This window comes from Pseudomonas sp. AB6 (genome assembly GCF_034314105.1).
GTDB lineage: Bacteria > Pseudomonadota > Gammaproteobacteria > Pseudomonadales > Pseudomonadaceae > Aquipseudomonas.
Map to the genome: position 1 here is coordinate 3,441,199 of NZ_JAVIWJ010000001.1, position 16,278 is coordinate 3,457,476.

Genomic DNA, 16,278 nt, shown 5'->3' on the forward strand with positions numbered 1-16,278 from the left:
TGCAGACTGTCGGGCAGAACGCATGAAAATCATCGATTTTCAGCCGCTGCCTGACCGGTCGCTATTCGGAGGGCACGTATTCTACAACTTCCAGATCGAAACCGGATATCGCATTGAACTTCATTGGCGAACTCATGAGGCGCATTTTTCTTACGCCCAGGTCGCGAAGGATTTGCGAGCCAGCACCGACGATGCTGTAAGTGGTGGGCTTCTTCAGCGGTGTGCCCTCTGCGGTTTCACGAATATGTGCCAGCAACACGTCGCCATCCAGTGGGTGGCCCAGCAATAACACGACGCCACTGCCGGCCTCGGACACGGAGGTCATCGCGGCTCGAAGGCTCCAGCGACCAGGCTGCTTGACCATTAACAGGTCACGCAACGGGTCCATGTTGTGCACTCGCACCAAAGTCGGCTCGTCCGCGCAAATCTTGCCTAGGGTCAGGGCCAAGTGCACATCGCCTTCGACTGAGTCGCGGTAGGTCACCAGATTGAACTGGCCCAATTCGCTGTCCATTGGCTGCTCGGCAATCCGCTGAACGGTACGTTCGTGGATCATCCGATAATGGATCAAGTCGGCGATAGTGCCAATTTTAATGCCGTGTTCAGCCGCAAAGGTTTCCAGCTCAGGACGACGGGACATGGTGCCGTCGTCGTTCATTACTTCACAGATCACGCCGCTCGGTTCAAAACCGGCCATGCGCGCCAAGTCGCAGGCTGCTTCGGTATGGCCAGCGCGTGCAAGCGTGCCGCCGGCCTGGGCCATCAGCGGAAAAATATGGCCTGGGCTGACGATGTCTTCAGCCTTGGCGTCTTTGGACGCAGCCGCCTGCACGGTGCGGGCGCGGTCGGCAGCAGAAATACCGGTGGTGACGCCTTCCGCCGCTTCGATGGAAACCGTGAACTTGGTGCCGAAACCGGAGCCGTTGCGCGGCGCCATCAACGGCAACTTGAGGGTTTCGCAGCGCTCGCGGCTCATGGGCATGCAAATCAAGCCACGCGCATGCTTGGCCATGAAATTGATGTGTTCAGCCTGGACGCACTCGGCGGCCATGATCAGGTCGCCTTCGTTCTCACGGTCTTCGTCATCCATGAGGATGACCATTTTGCCTTGGCGGATATCTTCAACCAGTTCTTCAATGCTGTTGAGCGCCACACGGCACCCCCTATCGGTTCAGGATTTTAGGTAGCCATTGGCGGCTAGAAAACTTTCGGTAATGCCGCCTGCTGCAGCGTTCGGCTCTGCGGCCTTATCGCCCAATAACAGACGTTCCAGATAACGCGCCAGCAAGTCCACTTCCAGGTTGACCCGGCGTCCCGGCTTGTACTCGGCCATGATGGTTTCAGCCAGGGTATGCGGGACGATGGTCAGATCGAATTCAGCGCCATTGACAGCGTTCACGGTCAGGCTGGTGCCATCGACGGTGATTGAGCCTTTGTGCGAGATGTATTTGGCTAACTCACGCGGCGCTCGTATGCGGAACTGGATAGCGCGGGCATTTTCCTCCCGCGACAACACCTCACCCACTCCGTCGACATGCCCGCTGACCAGATGGCCGCCGAGGCGCGTGGTGGGGGTCAACGCTTTTTCCAAGTTTACCGGGCTGCCGGTCTTAAGATCGTCGAACGCCGTGCAATCGAGGGTTTCGCGGCTGACATCCGCCCAAAAACCATCACCCGGTAACTCGACGGCGGTCAGGCAGACGCCATTCACCGCAATGCTGTCGCCAAGCTTGACGTCGATGAGGTCGAGTTTGCCGGTGGCCACATGAACGCGAACATCGCCGCCTTTTGGGGTCAGCGCGCGGATACTGCCAATGGATTCAATAATGCCGGTAAACATGTGGTCCCCCTGGAGAACAAAGCCAGCGCGGAGCAGTGGCTAAAAATAATAGGCGCCTATCAGGCGGGTACGGCGATGACTCGCCAATCGTCACCGACAGCACGCATTTCAATGATTTTGAGTTCCAGCGCTTCGCTCATTTTTGCCAACGGCAAATCAAGCAGCGGCCGCGCCGAGGAGCCCAAGAACTTGCCTGCGACAAAAATCTGAAATTCATCGACCAGCCCGAGCCGAGTAAACGCACCTGCCAGTCCTGGGCCGGTTTCGATCAGCACGTCATTAACGCCGCGTGCCGCCAGCTCGACCATCAATTTATGCAGATCAACTTGACCTGCGCTGTTCGCCAACGCCAGCATTTCATGGCCTTCGGCGAGATAGCGTTCACGGGCAGATGCAGCAGCGCAGGTCACCACCAGGGTGCTACCTGCCTTAAAGAAAGGTGCATCAAGCGGTACTCGCAAGCGACCATCCACCAGAACGCGCAAAGGCGGCCGAGTGAGGGCCAGCGCGGTCAATTCAGCATCAAGGCCCAATTCGTCTGGGCGCACCGTCAGGCGTGCGCCGTCGGCCAATACCGTGTCGGCACCGGTCAATACCACGCTTGATTGCGCACGAAGCCGCTGTACTGCAGAACGCGCCGCAGGGCCGGTTATCCATTTGCTTTCGCCACTGGCCATGGCGGTGCGCCCATCAAGGCTCATGGCCAACTTGACCCTCACGTACGGAAGGCCGTGCTCCATGCGCTTCAAAAAGCCTTTGTTCAGTGCTCGCGAGTCACTTTCCAGCACGCCGCTTTGCACCGCGATACCCGCTGTCATCAAGCGCAACAAGCCTTTGCCCGCGACCTCCGGATTGGGGTCTTGCATCGCTGTCACAACCCGTGCGACACCGGCAGTGACCAAGGCGTCGGCGCACGGCGGGGTACGGCCATGGTGACTGCAAGGTTCAAGGGTGACGTAAACGGTGGCGCCATTGGCCTTGTCACCAGCCTGACGCAGTGCGTACACCTCAGCGTGCGGCTCACCGGCGCGGACATGCCAGCCTTCGCCGACCACCTGCCCGTCGCGGACGATGACGCAACCGACCCGTGGGTTCGGGTGCGCGGTATAAATACCCTTGCGCGCTAGTTCCAACGCACGGGACATGTAATGGCGGTCAAGGGCGCCCTGTTCAGTCGACAGTGAGTTCATTCTTTCACCGGTTCGCGGGCAAGACGGTCTATCTCTTCCCGAAATTCATTGAGGTCTTGAAAACGCCGATAAACCGAAGCGAAACGGATGTAGGCCACTTCGTCGAGCTTTTGCAGCTCGCCCATCACCAATTCGCCCACCACCAGCGATTTGACTTCGCGCTCGCCGGTCGCGCGCAGTTTGTGCTTAATGCGCGCCAGCGACGCCTCAAGAAGCTCAACACTAACGGGACGTTTTTCCAATGCGCGCTGCATGCCGGCACGGAGCTTATCGTCGTCAAAGGGCTGGCGACTGCCGTCTTGCTTGATCAGGCGCGGGAGTACCAGTTCGGCGGTTTCAAACGTCGTGAAACGCTCGCCACAGGCTAGGCATTCGCGACGGCGACGGACCTGCTCGCCTTCGGCGACGAGGCGTGAATCAATGACCTTGGTGTCATTGGCACCGCAGAAAGGACAGTGCATGGTGGCAGGCAACAAAAAAAGGGAGGCTCATGGTAGGGCGAGTTTTCATTTATTTCCAGCGCGGCAAACATAAGGCGCACGCCAGGACATATTACCGGCGAGACAAGACCAGAGGTTTACGGTATATAGACGCGCTGCGCGCAGTGTGAAATTCATCCGCTGGGCAATACTGCGCGCCCCTGTCGCGCCTCCCCCAGATTTTGTTTTGTTGGAGTTGTTCATGTCGCTACGACACTTTGTTTTGCTAAGCCTTGTTGGCCTTTTGGCCGCGTGCAGCAGCGAAGCGCCGAAAAAACCTGCCGAGGCCAAACCAGCAGTGCAGCAGCCTGCCGCCGTTAAAGTTCAGGAAGGCTTGGGTCCATTACCCGCCCATCAACGCGAATTAAGCGGCCAGTTACTCGGCGCGCCACCAGGCGCGCAAGTGGAACTGGCGCTGTTGGTCATTGATGACCGTGGCCGCCCCCAGCGTTTGTTAGCCAACACTACGCTGACCGGCACTAATCAGCCTCTACCGTTTCAACTGCGCTTCAACCCGGAATCGTTCCCGGTGGGTGCCCGCGTCGAATTGCGCGGCCGGGCGAGCCAGTCCGGTCAATTGATCCTGCACCTGCCGTCGCTGCGTATCGAACAAGGTAATACTCAGGCGCTGGGTGCGTTGCAGTTGGTTGTGGCGCCGTAAAGCGATGCCCCGAATCAATCGAAAAACCTCTGGGGCCGTATTTATTCGCGAAGGCCGCGCCGCCCGCGTCCCGAATAAGTTCGCTCGCACAGATCTCGATAAGCGCAGTAACTGAATCGAGGCCAAACGCGGTGATATAGTTGCGCCATTGAACGCACTTTTCGAGACTAGCGATGAGCCAGGACACCCCGTACATCTTCGACGCAACCACCGCGACCTTCGACCAACTGGTTATTGAGGCGTCGTTTCATCGGCCTGTGCTAGTGGACTTCTGGGCTGAATGGTGTGCGCCCTGCAAGGTGCTGATGCCGCTGCTGAAGAAAATCGCCGATGAGTACCAAGGTGAATTGCTGCTGGCGAAGGTCGATTGCGACGCCGAGCAAGACATCGTGGCGCGCTTTGGCATTCGCAGCCTGCCAACCGTAGTGCTGTTTAAGGACGGTCAACCGGTGGACGGGTTTACCGGCGCACAACCTGAGTCTGCCATTCGAACGATTCTCGAACCGCACGTCCAGTTACCTCTGCCTGCCGCCGCCGACCCATTGGAGCAAGCACAGTTACTGTTTGCCGAAGGCAGCATCGCGGATGCCGAAGCTGTGTTGAAGCATCTGCTCGGCGAAGACAACACCAACACCGCTGCGCTGATTCTGTACGCACGTTGCCTGGCTGAACGCGGTGAGCTGGTCGAAGCTGGCGCAGTGCTCGACGCGGTGAAGGGTGATGAACACAAGGCCGCTCTGGCTGGCGCAAAAGCGCAACTGACGTTCTTGGTTGAAGCGGCGAGCTTGCCGGACGTTGCCGACCTTAAAACCCGTTTGGCGAAAAATCCGCAGGACGATGAGGCCGCTCATCAATTAGCGATTCAGCAACTGTCCCGTCAACAATACGAGGCCGCGCTGGAAGGATTATTGAAGCTGTTCATCCGCAATCGCAGCTATGCTGAAGGTCTCGCGCACAAAACCCTGCTGCAAGTGTTTGACCTGCTGGGCAACGACCACCCGTTGGTCACCACCTATCGCCGCAAATTATTTGCCGCGCTTTACTAACTGACCCAGCTATAAAGCGGCGCGTCGGCACCGTTCACCACCTTGACATCGGCGCTGTGGCGTAAACGCACTAACAAGCGTTTGCCTGCTGCAGTGCTACCGGTCATGGCCTCAAGTTGACCCAGCAGCTCCGGGCCATTCATTTGCCCTGCTTTGCGCAACAAATCTTTGGCAATCAGCCAGATGGCGTCATCCCGGCTGACAGGCGTCTGTGTTGGTGCCGGGCTTGCCGGTTTCGTCGCCTGTACTTGCGCGCCGAGTTGCGCCCAATCGCTTTCATCCAATTCGAGCGTCAGGTCCACCGGCCAATCGCCGATGGTTCCGCGAATTCGTAACATGTCTATTTCCCTATTAAGAATGACCGCCGCAGGGGCCTTCCCGAATGAATTTGGTTCCACAGGGTGATCGAATAGTATCAGTGGGACCGAACTCATTCGGGAAGCGGTCGCATGGCGCTAATTAATTGTTATAAGATCACATAACGAATTAATCCCCTCTGTCTCCGGAGTTACCATGCGTCATTTGCTGCTCGCCTTGCCTTTCGCTCTGCTTCCACTAGCCATGGTGCATGCCGCCGAAGTCGAGCATGCCAGTCTCGGCGCCCATGAGCACGGTGTTGCGCGCCTGGACATAGCGCTAGACGGTAAGTCGCTGGAATTCGAGCTAGACAGCCCGTCGATGAATATCGTCGGTTTCGAACACGAAGCGAGTACTGACACCGACAAAGCTAAACTCGCTAACGCCCGCGAATTGCTGCTGAAGTCCCAAGCGCTGTTCAATCTGCCGTTGGCCGCTAAATGCGCGGTGACCACGCAAAAACTCCAGAGTCCGCTGTTCGGCGACAAGCCTGATGCAGCCGATGATCACAACGACGATAACGACACGCATGCCCAGGCTGAAGCCGGCGAAACGGATCACCATAGCGAAATCCATGCGCATTACGTCTTTGTCTGCGATGCCCCTTCCGCATTGAAAAGTTTTGATCTTTCACAAATTTTCAAGACGTTCCCCAACACCCATAGAATTCAGGTACAACTGATCGCGCCGAGTGGCCAGCTAGGCACCGAAGCGACGCCTGATAACGCCACCCTGAAGTTCTGACAACCCTGTTTTGATCACCCTGTGAACTTGCCCCTCATGACCCAAGCACTTATCGAGCTATCCGATCTTGGCTTTAGCTGGCCGGGCCATGCGCCGCTGCTGGATATTCCGGTGTTTCGCCTGGAGCCAGGTGAAACCCTTTTCCTGAAAGGCCCTAGTGGCAGCGGAAAAACCACGCTGCTCGGGCTGCTGGGCGGCGTGCAGACTCCAGACCGAGGAAGTATCCGCCTGCTGGGCCAAGAGCTGACGCAAATGTCGGCCGGCGCCAGGGACCATTTCCGAGTGGACCATACCGGTTATATCTTTCAGCAGTTCAACTTGCTGCCGTTTTTGTCAGTGCGGGAAAACGTAGAGCTGCCTTGTCATTTTTCCAAACTCCGCGCCGCTCGGGCGGCCCAACGCCATGGCAGTGTCGATCAGGCTGCCGCAACGTTGCTCGCGCACTTGGGGTTGAAGGACCCGGCGTTGTTGAGCCGGCGCGCGGATTCATTGTCCATAGGCCAGCAACAACGAGTTGCCGCCGCCCGCGCACTGATCGGCCAACCCGAGCTGGTAATCGCTGACGAACCTACGTCTGCGTTGGATGCCGATGCCCGTGAAGCATTTATCCGCCTGCTGTTTGCGGAATGTCAGGAAGCCGGGGCCAGCCTGCTGTTTGTCAGCCACGACCAAAGCCTTGCGCCACTGTTCGACCGTAACCTGTCGTTGTCCGAACTCAATCGCGCCGCCGTCGCCGCAGAGGTCTGAGATGTATTTGTTTCGTCTAGCCATGGCTAGTCTGGCTAATCGCCGCTTCACCGCGTTTCTGACCGCATTCGCTATCGCTTTGTCGGTCTGCTTGCTATTGGCCGTCGAGCGCGTTCGCACCGAGGCGCGAGCCAGCTTCGCCAGCACTATTAGCGGCACCGACTTGATCGTCGGCGCGCGGTCCGGCTCGATTAACTTGCTGCTGTATTCGGTATTCCGCATCGGCAACGCCACCAACAATATTCGTTGGGACAGCTTTGAGCATTTCGCCAACGATCCTCACGTGAAATGGGCCATCCCGATTTCCTTGGGTGACTCACACCGTGGCTATCGGGTCATGGGCACCAACGAAGCCTACTTCGAGCACTATCAGTACGGCCGTCAACAGCACCTGGAATTAGCCAGCGGTCGAGCATTTGCCACCGACCCGTTTGAAGTGGTGTTGGGAGCGGAAGTAGCCGATGCGTTGAAGTATAAGTTGGGCGACAAACTGGTACTGGCTCACGGCGTGGCGGTGGTCAGCCTGGTCAAGCACGACGACAAGCCGTTCACCGTGGTCGGGATTTTGAAACGCACCGGCACCCCTGTGGACCGCACGCTGCATATCAGCCTCGGCGGCATGGAAGCGATCCATATCGATTGGCATAACGGCGTTCCCGCCCGAGGCGCCGGCAGAATCAGCGCTGATCAAGCACGCAACATGGACCTGACACCCACCGCAATCACAGCCTTCATGCTCGGCCTGAATAACAAGATTGCAACATTCGCCGTGCAGCGCGACATCAATGAGTTCCGGGGCGAGCCGATGCTGGCGATTCTGCCCGGTGTCGCGTTACAAGAGCTCTGGAGCCTAATGAGCACCGCAGAACAAGCGCTGTTTATTATTTCGTTGTTCGTGGTGGTGACCGGCTTAATAGGAATGCTCACCGCAATTTTGACCAGTCTCAACGAGCGACGTCGCGAAATGGCGATCCTGCGTTCGGTGGGCGCGCGACCTTGGCACATTGCCAGCCTGTTAATTCTCGAAGCCTTCGCGTTGGCTTTGGGGGGCGTGGTCAGTGGCGTGGTTTTACTGTACGTCGGCATCGCATCGGCGCAGGGCTATGTGCAATCGAGTTACGGATTGTTCTTGCCACTGTCACTGCCCAGCACATATGAATGGACCCTGCTCGGCGGTATTCTGGCCGCTGCTCTGCTGATTGGCACCGTGCCCGCCTGGCGCGCCTACCGCCAATCTTTGGCTGACGGTCTGTCGATTCGCTTATGAGGGTTTTCATCATGTTGCGCACACTGTTCGCGCTGTTGCTGCTGATGGCGCCATTACTGGCCGCGACGGCCGCGGACGCGGCCGATGCCCAGCCGCGTGATTTGGCGTGGGAACAAATGATTCCCCCCGATGCGCCAAAACTCAAGCCACAACCCGCACCGATTCATAACCTGTCAGGTATGTCCGATGCGCTGTCAGCTGAGTCCGCTCCCGCAGCGAAACAGCAGTCGCCGTCTGCCCCTGTGGTCAAATCGCTCAACGGCCAACACATTCGTTTGCCAGGCTATATCGTGCCACTGGAAGTAACCGAAGAGGGCCGCGTGACCGAATTTCTGCTGGTGCCCTACTTCGGCGCCTGCATCCACGTGCCGCCTCCGCCTTCGAATCAAATTGTCTACGTCACCAGTAAAGTCGGGGTAAAACTCGATGAGCTGTATCAACCGTACTGGATCGAAGGCTCGATGAAAGTCGAATCATCCACCAGCGAATTGGCCGACGCAGGCTACAAAATGGCCGCGGAGAAAATCTACGCCTATGAACTACCCGATTCCTGAATCCAGCTTTCTCGCGTTGCAAACTCGGGACACAGACGCCCCGATATTGAGTGTGTCAGGTGCGAGACGGCACCGTTGCCCGGTTAGTTCCCTATAGTTCAATTTCATTGAGCTGGGTCAAAAGGGTCGCTGCATTGCCGCCATACCATTAGACATCGCCACAATTAATGTCTAACGGAGCCTTCATGCACAAATCACTGCTCGGCGCGTCTCTTTTTGCGCTGGCGCTCAGCGCCTCCCTCGTTGCCCAAGCCCACGAAGCTGGCGACATCATCGTTCGTGCGGGTGCGGCGGTCGTAGCCCCCAATGAAGATAGCGGTAACCTGAAGTTTGACGGGGTGAAAGCCGCCGGCACGAAAGCGACGCTGGACAGCGACACACAGCTCGGCCTAGCGGTAGCTTACATGCTGACCAACCACGTCGGCATTGAACTGCTAGCGGCAACCCCGTTCAATCACACTGTTGGTGTCAAAGGCCTTAGCCCGGCACTGGATGGCAAGCTGGGTACCATCAAACAGCTGCCACCTACCTTGTCGTTGCAGTACTACCCGCTGGACACTGCGTCGAAGTTTCAACCCTATGTCGGTGTTGGCTTGAACTACACCGCATTTTTCAGCGGCGACTTGACCGGCGAGCGCAAAAACGAAGGCTTCAGCAACCTTAAGGTCAAGGACTCAGTAGGGATAGCCGGGCAACTGGGTGCCGACTACATGTTGACTGACCGAGTGATGCTTAACGCCTCTGTCTGGTACATCGACATGAGCACCAAAGCGACAGTGAACGGCCCATCCGCACTGGGCATCGGCCAGACCAAAGTTAGCCTTGAAGTTGATCCTTGGGTCTACATGGTTGGCCTGGGCTACAAGTTCTAACTGAGCGTTTTTTAGTTCGACATCTCGCGAATAAAGGCGCCCTCATCTAATGAGAGGCGACTTCATTCGCGAAGTGCTGTCTAGCGTCCCAGCAACCGTGCCAACCCCACACTCAAGGGCGTCGGTTCAGGGAACTTAAATCGCTCCAGCAAGCGCCCGTTATTGGCACGCGAGTGGCGAATATCCCCAGAGCGCGCCGGCAGGTAAGTAACCTCGGGCAATGCCCCAACCACTTGCGATAACGCTGCCAGCAACTGGTTCAACGTGGTGGCCTGATTAAGCCCGACGTTGATCGCGCCCGCCGCGACTTCCGGTAACTCCAATGCTTGCACCAACACCCCAGCCAGATCGCCCACGTAAACGAAATCACGGGTTTGCTCGCCATCGCCAAAGATAGCGATAGGCAGGCCGCTTTCGGCGCGCTTGCAGAAAATGCTGATCACACCCGAATAGGGCGACGATGGGTCTTGGCGTGGACCGAAGATATTAAAGAAGCGAAAAATTACCGGTTCCAGCCCATGTTGGCGGCGGTAGAAATCCAAATAATACTCGCTCGACAGTTTGTCTGAGGCATAAGGGGTTAGTGGTGACTTGGGCGTATCTTCGTCGATGGACTCCCCTTCACCGTTGTTGCCATAAACCGCCGCGCTCGACGCAAACAATACCCTTTTGATCCCGGCTTGGCGCATGGCTTCGCAGACGTTCAGGGTGCCGATGAAATTGCTTTGATGAGTGCGCACCGGATCGTCCACGGACGCTTGAACCGAAGCCACCGCCGCAAGGTGCGCCACCGCACTACAGCCCAACGCAGAACGAGCAACTAACATTGCATCGGCGACATCGCCTTCAATCAATTCGAGACGCGGGTTGTCCATCGGTAAATTACTGCGTTTACCGGTAGAAAGGTCGTCCAGTACGCGCACAGCGTAGCCTTTGGCGAGCAATGCATCGACCAAGTGCGAACCAATAAAGCCGGCGCCGCCGGTAATTAAAACAGGTGCATCAAGCATGGCGATAATAACGGTCCAGTAAGCTTGGCAAACCGGCACGCCAGGCGCGGGGCTTGATACCAAAGGTATGGAGGATTTTTTTGCAGGCAAGCACACCGTGTTGCGGCTCGTCAGCAGCGTCTGCGCGGGCGGCATGGGCCTGCGCGGTAGGGGCTTCGATCGCCAGCGGATGCAACAGACGAGCTTCGGTCAAAATTGCCTGACCCAACGCCAGTGGCGTAGTCGCTTCGTGTCCCGCGTAGTGATAAGTACCCCACAACGGCGCTGCACAATCGAGTTGCTTGAGTACGGAAATGATCACCCGTGCCGCATCGTCCACAGGCGTCGGGTTGCCGCGACGGTCATCGGCCATCAACAATTCTTCAGGTTGCTCAGCGCGTTTGAGCAAACGGCCAAGCACACCATCGCTGCTGTCATCAAGCAGCCAGCCAAAGCGTAACAGCACATGCTGCGGACAGATTGCTCGCACGCTTTGCTCAATTCGCCATAGCGCCTGGCCACGCAGGCCCAGCGGCACCGGCTCGTCTTTTTCACTGTACGCCGTTGCCCGCGAACCATCGAATACCCGGTAGCTGGACGGTTGCAGCAAACTGATATTGTGGTGCTGGCACAGTTCGGCAAGACGCTCCACGGAGCGTTCCTGTCCGGCCAGACGGGTTTCGCTCACGGTCTCCGCCTGAAACCAGTCGAAGTAGTAAGCGAGGTTGATCAAGGCATCAGGACGGGTGTCATCAAGCAGTTGCGTCAGGCTCGCGGCATCCCAACCGTCTTGCGGTGGGCGCGGTGCGAGGAAACCAACATTTTCCTCGGCACCAAGTCGAATCAGCGCCTGCCCAAGGGCATTCCCGCCGCCCAACAGCATAAGGCGCATTCGCATAGAGTCAGCAGGCTCGGTATCAGAATCGGTTCAAAAAAAAATTAATAAAAACGGCTGCAAACATAACACGTTGACTCCTTTCACCCAAGAGGCGCCCGGCCGGTATGGGTTTGCGTCTTTTTTTGGTGCCGATGAAACGCGTTCGGAGTGAGCGTCGAAACGGTATCTAAAGGGACGCTTGTTTGACGAGAGGCGCTTGCATCTTTACGGCCCCGCCCGCATAAAAAGCGGATGAATCTTCTAACCCTTCCCGACCCGGTGCTGAGCCCGTTTCATCCGGCGGTCAGCGCTTGGTTTAGCAATACATTCCCGGCGGTCACTCCCGCTCAGGCGCAAGCATGGCCGTTGATCAAGGCACGGCGCTCGACCTTGATTGCAGCGCCCACCGGCTCAGGCAAAACCCTGACCGCGTTTCTGGCAGTGCTTGACGATTTGGTCCATGAAGGTTTGGCGAACGGCGGTGAGTTGCCAGAGCAGACCTTCGTAGTCTACGTGTCCCCGCTTAAAGCGCTGTCCAACGACATTGAGATCAACCTGCAAAACCCGCTGACCGGGATCACCGAGCAGTTGGCGCGGATGGGCCTGCCCGAACTGCGCATCACCACCGCTGTGCGCACCGGCGACACCCCGCAAAAAGAACGCACCGCGATGCGCAAGACTGCGCCGCATATTCTGGTGACTACTCCCGAATCGCTTTACGTGCTGCTGAGTTCAGACTCGGGGCGACGCATGCTGTCCAGCACCCGCACGGTAATTGTCGATGAAATCCATGCCATTGCATCGAGCAAACGCGGTAGCCACTTGGCGCTGAGTCTGGAGCGTTTACAAGCCCTGTGCGACAAACATGGGGGTAGCAATGGTGAGCAACTGCTGCGCATCGGTTTGTCCGCCACGCAAAAACCCATCGAACAGGTGTCCAGATTTCTGGTGGGCAGCGATCCGCTAAAACGACCCTGTGCCATCGTCGACATCGGCCACGCCCGACCACGGGATCTGGCGATTGAAGTACCGCCCGTGCCGTTGGGTGCAGTGATGGCCAACGACGTGTGGGAGTTGGTGTATGACCGGCTCGCGCAGTTGGCCCGAGAACATCGAACCACGCTGATTTTCGTCAACACCCGGCGCCTGGCCGAGCGTTTGGCCCGACATTTAAGTGATCGACTGAGCAAAGACGCGGTCGCCGCACACCACGGCAGCTTGGCGAAAGAACAACGTCTGGACGCCGAACAACGGCTCAAACGCGGCGAACTACAGGTGTTGATTGCCACGGCCTCGCTGGAACTGGGGATTGATATTGGCGACGTCGATTTGGTCTGTCAGATTGCCTCGCCGCGTTCCATTGCTGCATTCCTGCAAAGAGTCGGTCGTTCTGGGCATCAGGTCGGGGGCACCCCCAAAGGTCGGTTATTCGTCACTTCACGCGATGACTTGATCGAATGCACCGCGCTGCTCGATTGCGTGCGCCGTGGCGAACTGGACACGCTGCTGATACCCAAAGCACCGCTGGACGTGGTGGCGCAACAAATCATCGCCGAGGTCAGTTGCGAGGAATGGCAAGAACAGGCGTTGCTGGACATGATTCGTCAGGCATCACCCTATGCAGACTTCGATGACGCGCACTTTCAAGCGCTGCTGCGAATGCTCGCCGAAGGCTACAGCGGTCGCCAGGGCGTGCGCGGCGCTTACCTGCATCGCGACGCACTGACCCGCAGCTTGCGCGGGCGCCGGGGCAGCAAACTGACGGCCGTCACTAGCGGCGGCACGATTCCGGATAACGCCGATTACAGCGTCATTCTTGAACCACAGGCATTGAATATCGGCACGGTGAACGAAGACTTTGCCGTGGAGAGTATTGCAGGCGACGTGTTCCAACTGGGCAATACGTCGTATCGAATTCTGCGAGTGGAGACTGGCCGGGTACGGGTTGAGGATGCCCACGGTCAATCGCCGACCATTCCCTTTTGGCTCGGTGAGGCGCCGGGCCGTAGCGCAGAGTTGTCCTCGGCGGTGGCGCGTCTGCAAGCCCACATTGATGAACTGCTCGGCGCCAGCCTCGGCGATTTACAACCCTGTATCGACTGGTTGATGGACACCTTGGGACTGGACTTGGCCAGCGCTGAACAACTGGTGGATTATCTGGCGCGGACACGGCTGGCGCTTGGCGCGCTGCCGTCCCAGGACACCTTGTTGATGGAACGCTTTTTCGACGAGTCGGGCGGCACGCAACTGATCATCCACACCCCGTTCGGTAGCCGGATCAACCGTGCCTGGGGCCTGGCGTTGCGCAAACGCTTTTGCCGCACCTTCAATTTCGAGCTGCAAGCGGCGGCCAGTGAAGACGCCATCGTGCTGTCGTTATCCACCAGCCACAGTTTCGAGCTCGACGACGTCTGGCGTTACATCAAGGCCCACAGCGGCGAACATTTGCTGATTCAAGCGCTGCTGGATGCGCCATTGTTTGGTGTGCGTTGGCGCTGGAATGCCGGTACAGCGCTGGCTCTGCCCCGTTTCAGCGGCGGGCGAAAGGTGGCGCCACAGCTGCAACGGATGAAAAGCGAAGACTTGATTGCCACGGTGTTTCCCGATCAGATTGCCTGCCTGGAAAACGTAGTCGGCGAGCGTGACATTCCCGACCATCCGCTGATTGAGCAAACCCTCGACGATTGCCTGCACGAAGCCATGGATTGCGAAGGCTGGCTAACACTGCTGCGGCGCATGGAAAGCGGCGACGTGCGCTTGATCAGTCGGGATTTGCCCGCGCCCTCACCATTGGCGGCGGAAATCCTCAATGCACGGCCGTTTGCATTTCTCGACGACGCGCCGCTGGAAGAGCGTCGCACCCATGCAGTGCTCAATCGGCGCTGGAGTGATCCGAGTTCCACCGACGATCTCAGCGCACTGGACGCCGACGCGATTAGCGCCGTTGGCGCAGAAGCCTGGCCACAACCGCACACTCTGGATGAAATGCACGAAGCGCTGATGACCCTCAGTTGCGTCAGCGGCGCCGAACTTCGTGAGCACCCGCATTGGTTAGCGTGGCTGGAAGTCTTGGCCAAGAGTGGCCGCGCCAGCCGTTTGCAGGTTAGCCCGGATAACGCGTTGTGGTTCGCTATTGAACGCCTGACGTGTTTGCGCGCTGTTTATCCAGAGGCGCAAATGCACCCGTCATTAGAGCCATTAGCAGGCTTTGATGATCCATGGGACGCAGACGAGGCCACCATAGAAATCGTCCGCGCGCGCCTTGCCGGTTTTGGACCGTTGTCGCTGGCGGCGATTGCCGAGCCGCTGGCCTTGTCCGCCGCCCGAGTGAGTCAGGCACTGGCGCGACTCGAAACCAACGGCTATGTGCTGCGCGGTCGCTTCAGCCCCGGCGCAGTCGGCGATCAATGGTGCGAGCGGCATTTGTTGGCGCGCATTCATCGCTACACGGTGAAACGCCTGCGACGGGAAATCGAGCCAGTTTCATTGCAGGATTACATGCGGTTTTTATTTGATTGGCAGCATCTGTCCAGCGTCACCCGCAGCCAAGGTAAAGCCGCACTGCCGGAGGTGGTCGAACAGCTCGAAGGTTATTCGGCGGCGGCCGGGGCCTGGGACAGCGATATTCTCCCGGCGCGGCTCAAGGACTATTCACTGTTGTGGCTCGATGAGCTGTGTCGGTCGGGCAAAACAGTGTGGACACGTTTGGCCCCGCGCAACAAAACCGCTGCCTCAGCGCTGCGCAGTACGCCCATCGTGTTGTTGCCCCGGCGCCATGTGAATCTGTGGAGCGAACTCACCGAACAGCCATCACCCTCTGAGCTGTCGTTGCGCGGCCAAAAAGTCCACGCGGCATTGGTCAGCCACGGGGCGCTGTTTTTCGATGAGCTGGTTCAAGAAGCCCATTTGCTGCGCAGCGAATTGGAGACCGCGCTGCAGGAATTGGTCGGCGCCGGACTGGTAAACGCCGACAGCTTTGCCGGGCTGCGGGCGCTGATCACGCCGGCCAGTAAACGCTCGGCCCACACCAGCCGACGCAACCGTGGCGCTTTTATCGGTGGTATGGACGATGCCGGGCGCTGGGCGTTGCTGCGTCGTGTACCGGCTTCGGTGGACAGCGAAACCCTAAAGCAAAAACAAACAGCAGCGGCGACGCTGGAACATGTAGCCATGACCCTGCTGCGACGTTACGGCGTGGTGTTCTGGCGGATGCTGGAACGTGAAGCGGATTGGTTACCCAACTGGCGAGAATTACTGCGCACCTTCCACCGATTAGAAGCCCGGGGTGAAATTCGCGGCGGTCGGTTTATCAGCGGGTTGGCGGGCGAGCAGTTTGCGTTGCCAGAAGCCATCCCGCTGCTGCGAGAGATTCGGCGGCGGCCGCTGGATGGCAGCTTGATCCGCCTCTGCGGCGCTGACCCGCTGAATCTGGTCGGCACCCTGCTCCCCGGCCAAAAAGTCCCGGCGTTGGTAGGTAACCGGCTGGTGTACCGCGATGGTATTCCGGCAGCCGCGATCATCGCCGGGAAACCGCAGTATTGGCTGGAGCTGGAACCACAAGCTGCGGCGCTGCTTAGGGATCGGTTGCTGCATTGAAGCCTCACCGCGCCCTTCGCGAATGAATTCGCTCCCACCAAAACCGTGGTGCAGCCACT

Annotated in this window: 15 protein-coding genes; 8 read left to right on the top strand and 7 right to left on the bottom strand. The window is 58.3% G+C overall.

Going from position 1 to position 16,278, the window contains the following annotated elements:
* Nucleotides 1–61: 61 nt before the first annotated feature.
* The 4 genes from ribBA to nrdR are packed head-to-tail and all read right to left on the bottom strand — an operon-like array spanning nucleotide 62 to nucleotide 3,491.
* Entirely contained in the window at nucleotides 62–1,153 is a 1,092-nt protein-coding gene (gene ribBA / locus RGW60_RS16275; RefSeq protein WP_322205564.1) for a bifunctional 3,4-dihydroxy-2-butanone-4-phosphate synthase/GTP cyclohydrolase II, read from the bottom strand.
* Between the two features lie 18 nt (nucleotides 1,154–1,171).
* The gene (locus RGW60_RS16280; RefSeq protein WP_322205565.1) at nucleotides 1,172–1,840 is read right to left on the bottom strand and encodes a riboflavin synthase; all 669 of its coding nucleotides are present in this window, start codon (nucleotides 1,838–1,840) and stop codon (nucleotides 1,172–1,174) included.
* Between the two features lie 59 nt (nucleotides 1,841–1,899).
* On the bottom strand, nucleotides 1,900–3,030 hold the full coding sequence (gene ribD, locus RGW60_RS16285) for a bifunctional diaminohydroxyphosphoribosylaminopyrimidine deaminase/5-amino-6-(5-phosphoribosylamino)uracil reductase RibD (RefSeq protein ID WP_322205566.1): 1,131 nt from the start codon (nucleotides 3,028–3,030) through the stop codon (nucleotides 1,900–1,902).
* The gene (gene nrdR / locus RGW60_RS16290) at nucleotides 3,027–3,491 is read right to left on the bottom strand and encodes a transcriptional regulator NrdR (protein ID WP_322206950.1); all 465 of its coding nucleotides are present in this window, start codon (nucleotides 3,489–3,491) and stop codon (nucleotides 3,027–3,029) included. The genes ribD and nrdR overlap by 4 nt, the downstream gene beginning before the upstream one ends.
* Nucleotides 3,492–3,711: 220 nt before the next feature.
* On the opposite strand from nrdR, the gene RGW60_RS16295 reads away from it, so the two are divergent.
* Both RGW60_RS16295 and trxA read left to right on the top strand, forming a co-directional pair.
* The gene (locus RGW60_RS16295) at nucleotides 3,712–4,170 is read left to right on the top strand and encodes a YbaY family lipoprotein (protein ID WP_322205567.1); all 459 of its coding nucleotides are present in this window, start codon (nucleotides 3,712–3,714) and stop codon (nucleotides 4,168–4,170) included.
* 173 nt (nucleotides 4,171–4,343) lie between these two features.
* Nucleotides 4,344–5,216 (top strand): thioredoxin, encoded by an 873-nt coding sequence (trxA, locus tag RGW60_RS16300; protein ID WP_322205568.1) that lies wholly within the window; start codon nucleotides 4,344–4,346, stop codon nucleotides 5,214–5,216.
* Here the strand turns inward: trxA and RGW60_RS16305 are convergent.
* Entirely contained in the window at nucleotides 5,213–5,554 is a 342-nt protein-coding gene (locus RGW60_RS16305) for a hypothetical protein (protein ID WP_322205569.1), read from the bottom strand. The two genes, trxA and RGW60_RS16305, sit on opposite strands and share 4 nt — an antisense overlap.
* Before the next feature lie 175 nt (nucleotides 5,555–5,729).
* Here RGW60_RS16305 and RGW60_RS16310 point away from each other — a divergent pair, with 175 nt between their 5' ends.
* From RGW60_RS16310 to RGW60_RS16330, 5 genes are all read left to right on the top strand, one after another.
* Nucleotides 5,730–6,317: a DUF2796 domain-containing protein gene (locus RGW60_RS16310; protein WP_322205570.1), complete on the top strand. Its 588-nt coding sequence runs from the start codon at nucleotides 5,730–5,732 to the stop codon at nucleotides 6,315–6,317.
* A 36-nt stretch (nucleotides 6,318–6,353) separates the two neighbouring features.
* Nucleotides 6,354–7,064, top strand: a complete 711-nt coding sequence (locus RGW60_RS16315; protein WP_322205571.1) for an ABC transporter ATP-binding protein — start codon at nucleotides 6,354–6,356, stop codon at nucleotides 7,062–7,064.
* A gap of 1 nt (nucleotide 7,065) precedes the next feature.
* Nucleotides 7,066–8,331 (top strand): ABC transporter permease, encoded by a 1,266-nt coding sequence (locus RGW60_RS16320; protein WP_322205572.1) that lies wholly within the window; start codon nucleotides 7,066–7,068, stop codon nucleotides 8,329–8,331.
* Nucleotides 8,332–8,342: 11 nt separating this feature from the next.
* Complete coding sequence (locus RGW60_RS16325; RefSeq protein ID WP_322205573.1) at nucleotides 8,343–8,885, top strand: DUF3299 domain-containing protein; 543 nt, start codon at nucleotides 8,343–8,345, stop codon at nucleotides 8,883–8,885.
* A gap of 185 nt (nucleotides 8,886–9,070) precedes the next feature.
* Nucleotides 9,071–9,757 (top strand): OmpW/AlkL family protein, encoded by a 687-nt coding sequence (locus RGW60_RS16330; RefSeq protein WP_322205574.1) that lies wholly within the window; start codon nucleotides 9,071–9,073, stop codon nucleotides 9,755–9,757.
* Between the two features lie 80 nt (nucleotides 9,758–9,837).
* Here RGW60_RS16330 and RGW60_RS16335 read toward each other — a convergent pair whose 3' ends face one another.
* Nucleotides 9,838–10,767: an NAD-dependent epimerase/dehydratase family protein gene (locus tag RGW60_RS16335; protein WP_322205575.1), complete on the bottom strand. Its 930-nt coding sequence runs from the start codon at nucleotides 10,765–10,767 to the stop codon at nucleotides 9,838–9,840.
* Complete coding sequence (locus RGW60_RS16340) at nucleotides 10,760–11,644, bottom strand: sugar nucleotide-binding protein (RefSeq protein ID WP_322205576.1); 885 nt, start codon at nucleotides 11,642–11,644, stop codon at nucleotides 10,760–10,762. Before RGW60_RS16340 ends, RGW60_RS16335 begins: the two co-directional genes overlap by 8 nt.
* A gap of 231 nt (nucleotides 11,645–11,875) precedes the next feature.
* On the opposite strand from RGW60_RS16340, the gene RGW60_RS16345 reads away from it, so the two are divergent.
* A complete protein-coding gene (locus RGW60_RS16345) occupies nucleotides 11,876–16,219 on the top strand; it encodes a DEAD/DEAH box helicase (protein ID WP_322205577.1) in 4,344 nt (1,447 codons plus the stop codon).
* The last annotated feature ends 59 nt before the right edge of the window (nucleotides 16,220–16,278 follow it).

Coding starts and splice junctions, on each gene's coding strand:
- RGW60_RS16280 (WP_322205565.1), bottom strand. CDS start 1,840: ATGTTTACCGGCATTATTGAATCCATTGGCAGTATCCGCGCGCTGACC.
- ribD (WP_322205566.1), bottom strand. CDS start 3,030: ATGAACTCACTGTCGACTGAACAGGGCGCCCTTGACCGCCATTACATG.
- nrdR (WP_322206950.1), bottom strand. CDS start 3,491: ATGCACTGTCCTTTCTGCGGTGCCAATGACACCAAGGTCATTGATTCA.
- RGW60_RS16295 (WP_322205567.1), top strand. CDS start 3,712: ATGTCGCTACGACACTTTGTTTTGCTAAGCCTTGTTGGCCTTTTGGCC.
- trxA (WP_322205568.1), top strand. CDS start 4,344: ATGAGCCAGGACACCCCGTACATCTTCGACGCAACCACCGCGACCTTC.
- RGW60_RS16305 (WP_322205569.1), bottom strand. CDS start 5,554: ATGTTACGAATTCGCGGAACCATCGGCGATTGGCCGGTGGACCTGACG.
- RGW60_RS16310 (WP_322205570.1), top strand. CDS start 5,730: ATGCGTCATTTGCTGCTCGCCTTGCCTTTCGCTCTGCTTCCACTAGCC.
- RGW60_RS16315 (WP_322205571.1), top strand. CDS start 6,354: ATGACCCAAGCACTTATCGAGCTATCCGATCTTGGCTTTAGCTGGCCG.
- RGW60_RS16320 (WP_322205572.1), top strand. CDS start 7,066: ATGTATTTGTTTCGTCTAGCCATGGCTAGTCTGGCTAATCGCCGCTTC.
- RGW60_RS16325 (WP_322205573.1), top strand. CDS start 8,343: ATGTTGCGCACACTGTTCGCGCTGTTGCTGCTGATGGCGCCATTACTG.
- RGW60_RS16330 (WP_322205574.1), top strand. CDS start 9,071: ATGCACAAATCACTGCTCGGCGCGTCTCTTTTTGCGCTGGCGCTCAGC.
- RGW60_RS16335 (WP_322205575.1), bottom strand. CDS start 10,767: ATGCTTGATGCACCTGTTTTAATTACCGGCGGCGCCGGCTTTATTGGT.
- RGW60_RS16340 (WP_322205576.1), bottom strand. CDS start 11,644: ATGCGAATGCGCCTTATGCTGTTGGGCGGCGGGAATGCCCTTGGGCAG.
- RGW60_RS16345 (WP_322205577.1), top strand. CDS start 11,876: ATGAATCTTCTAACCCTTCCCGACCCGGTGCTGAGCCCGTTTCATCCG.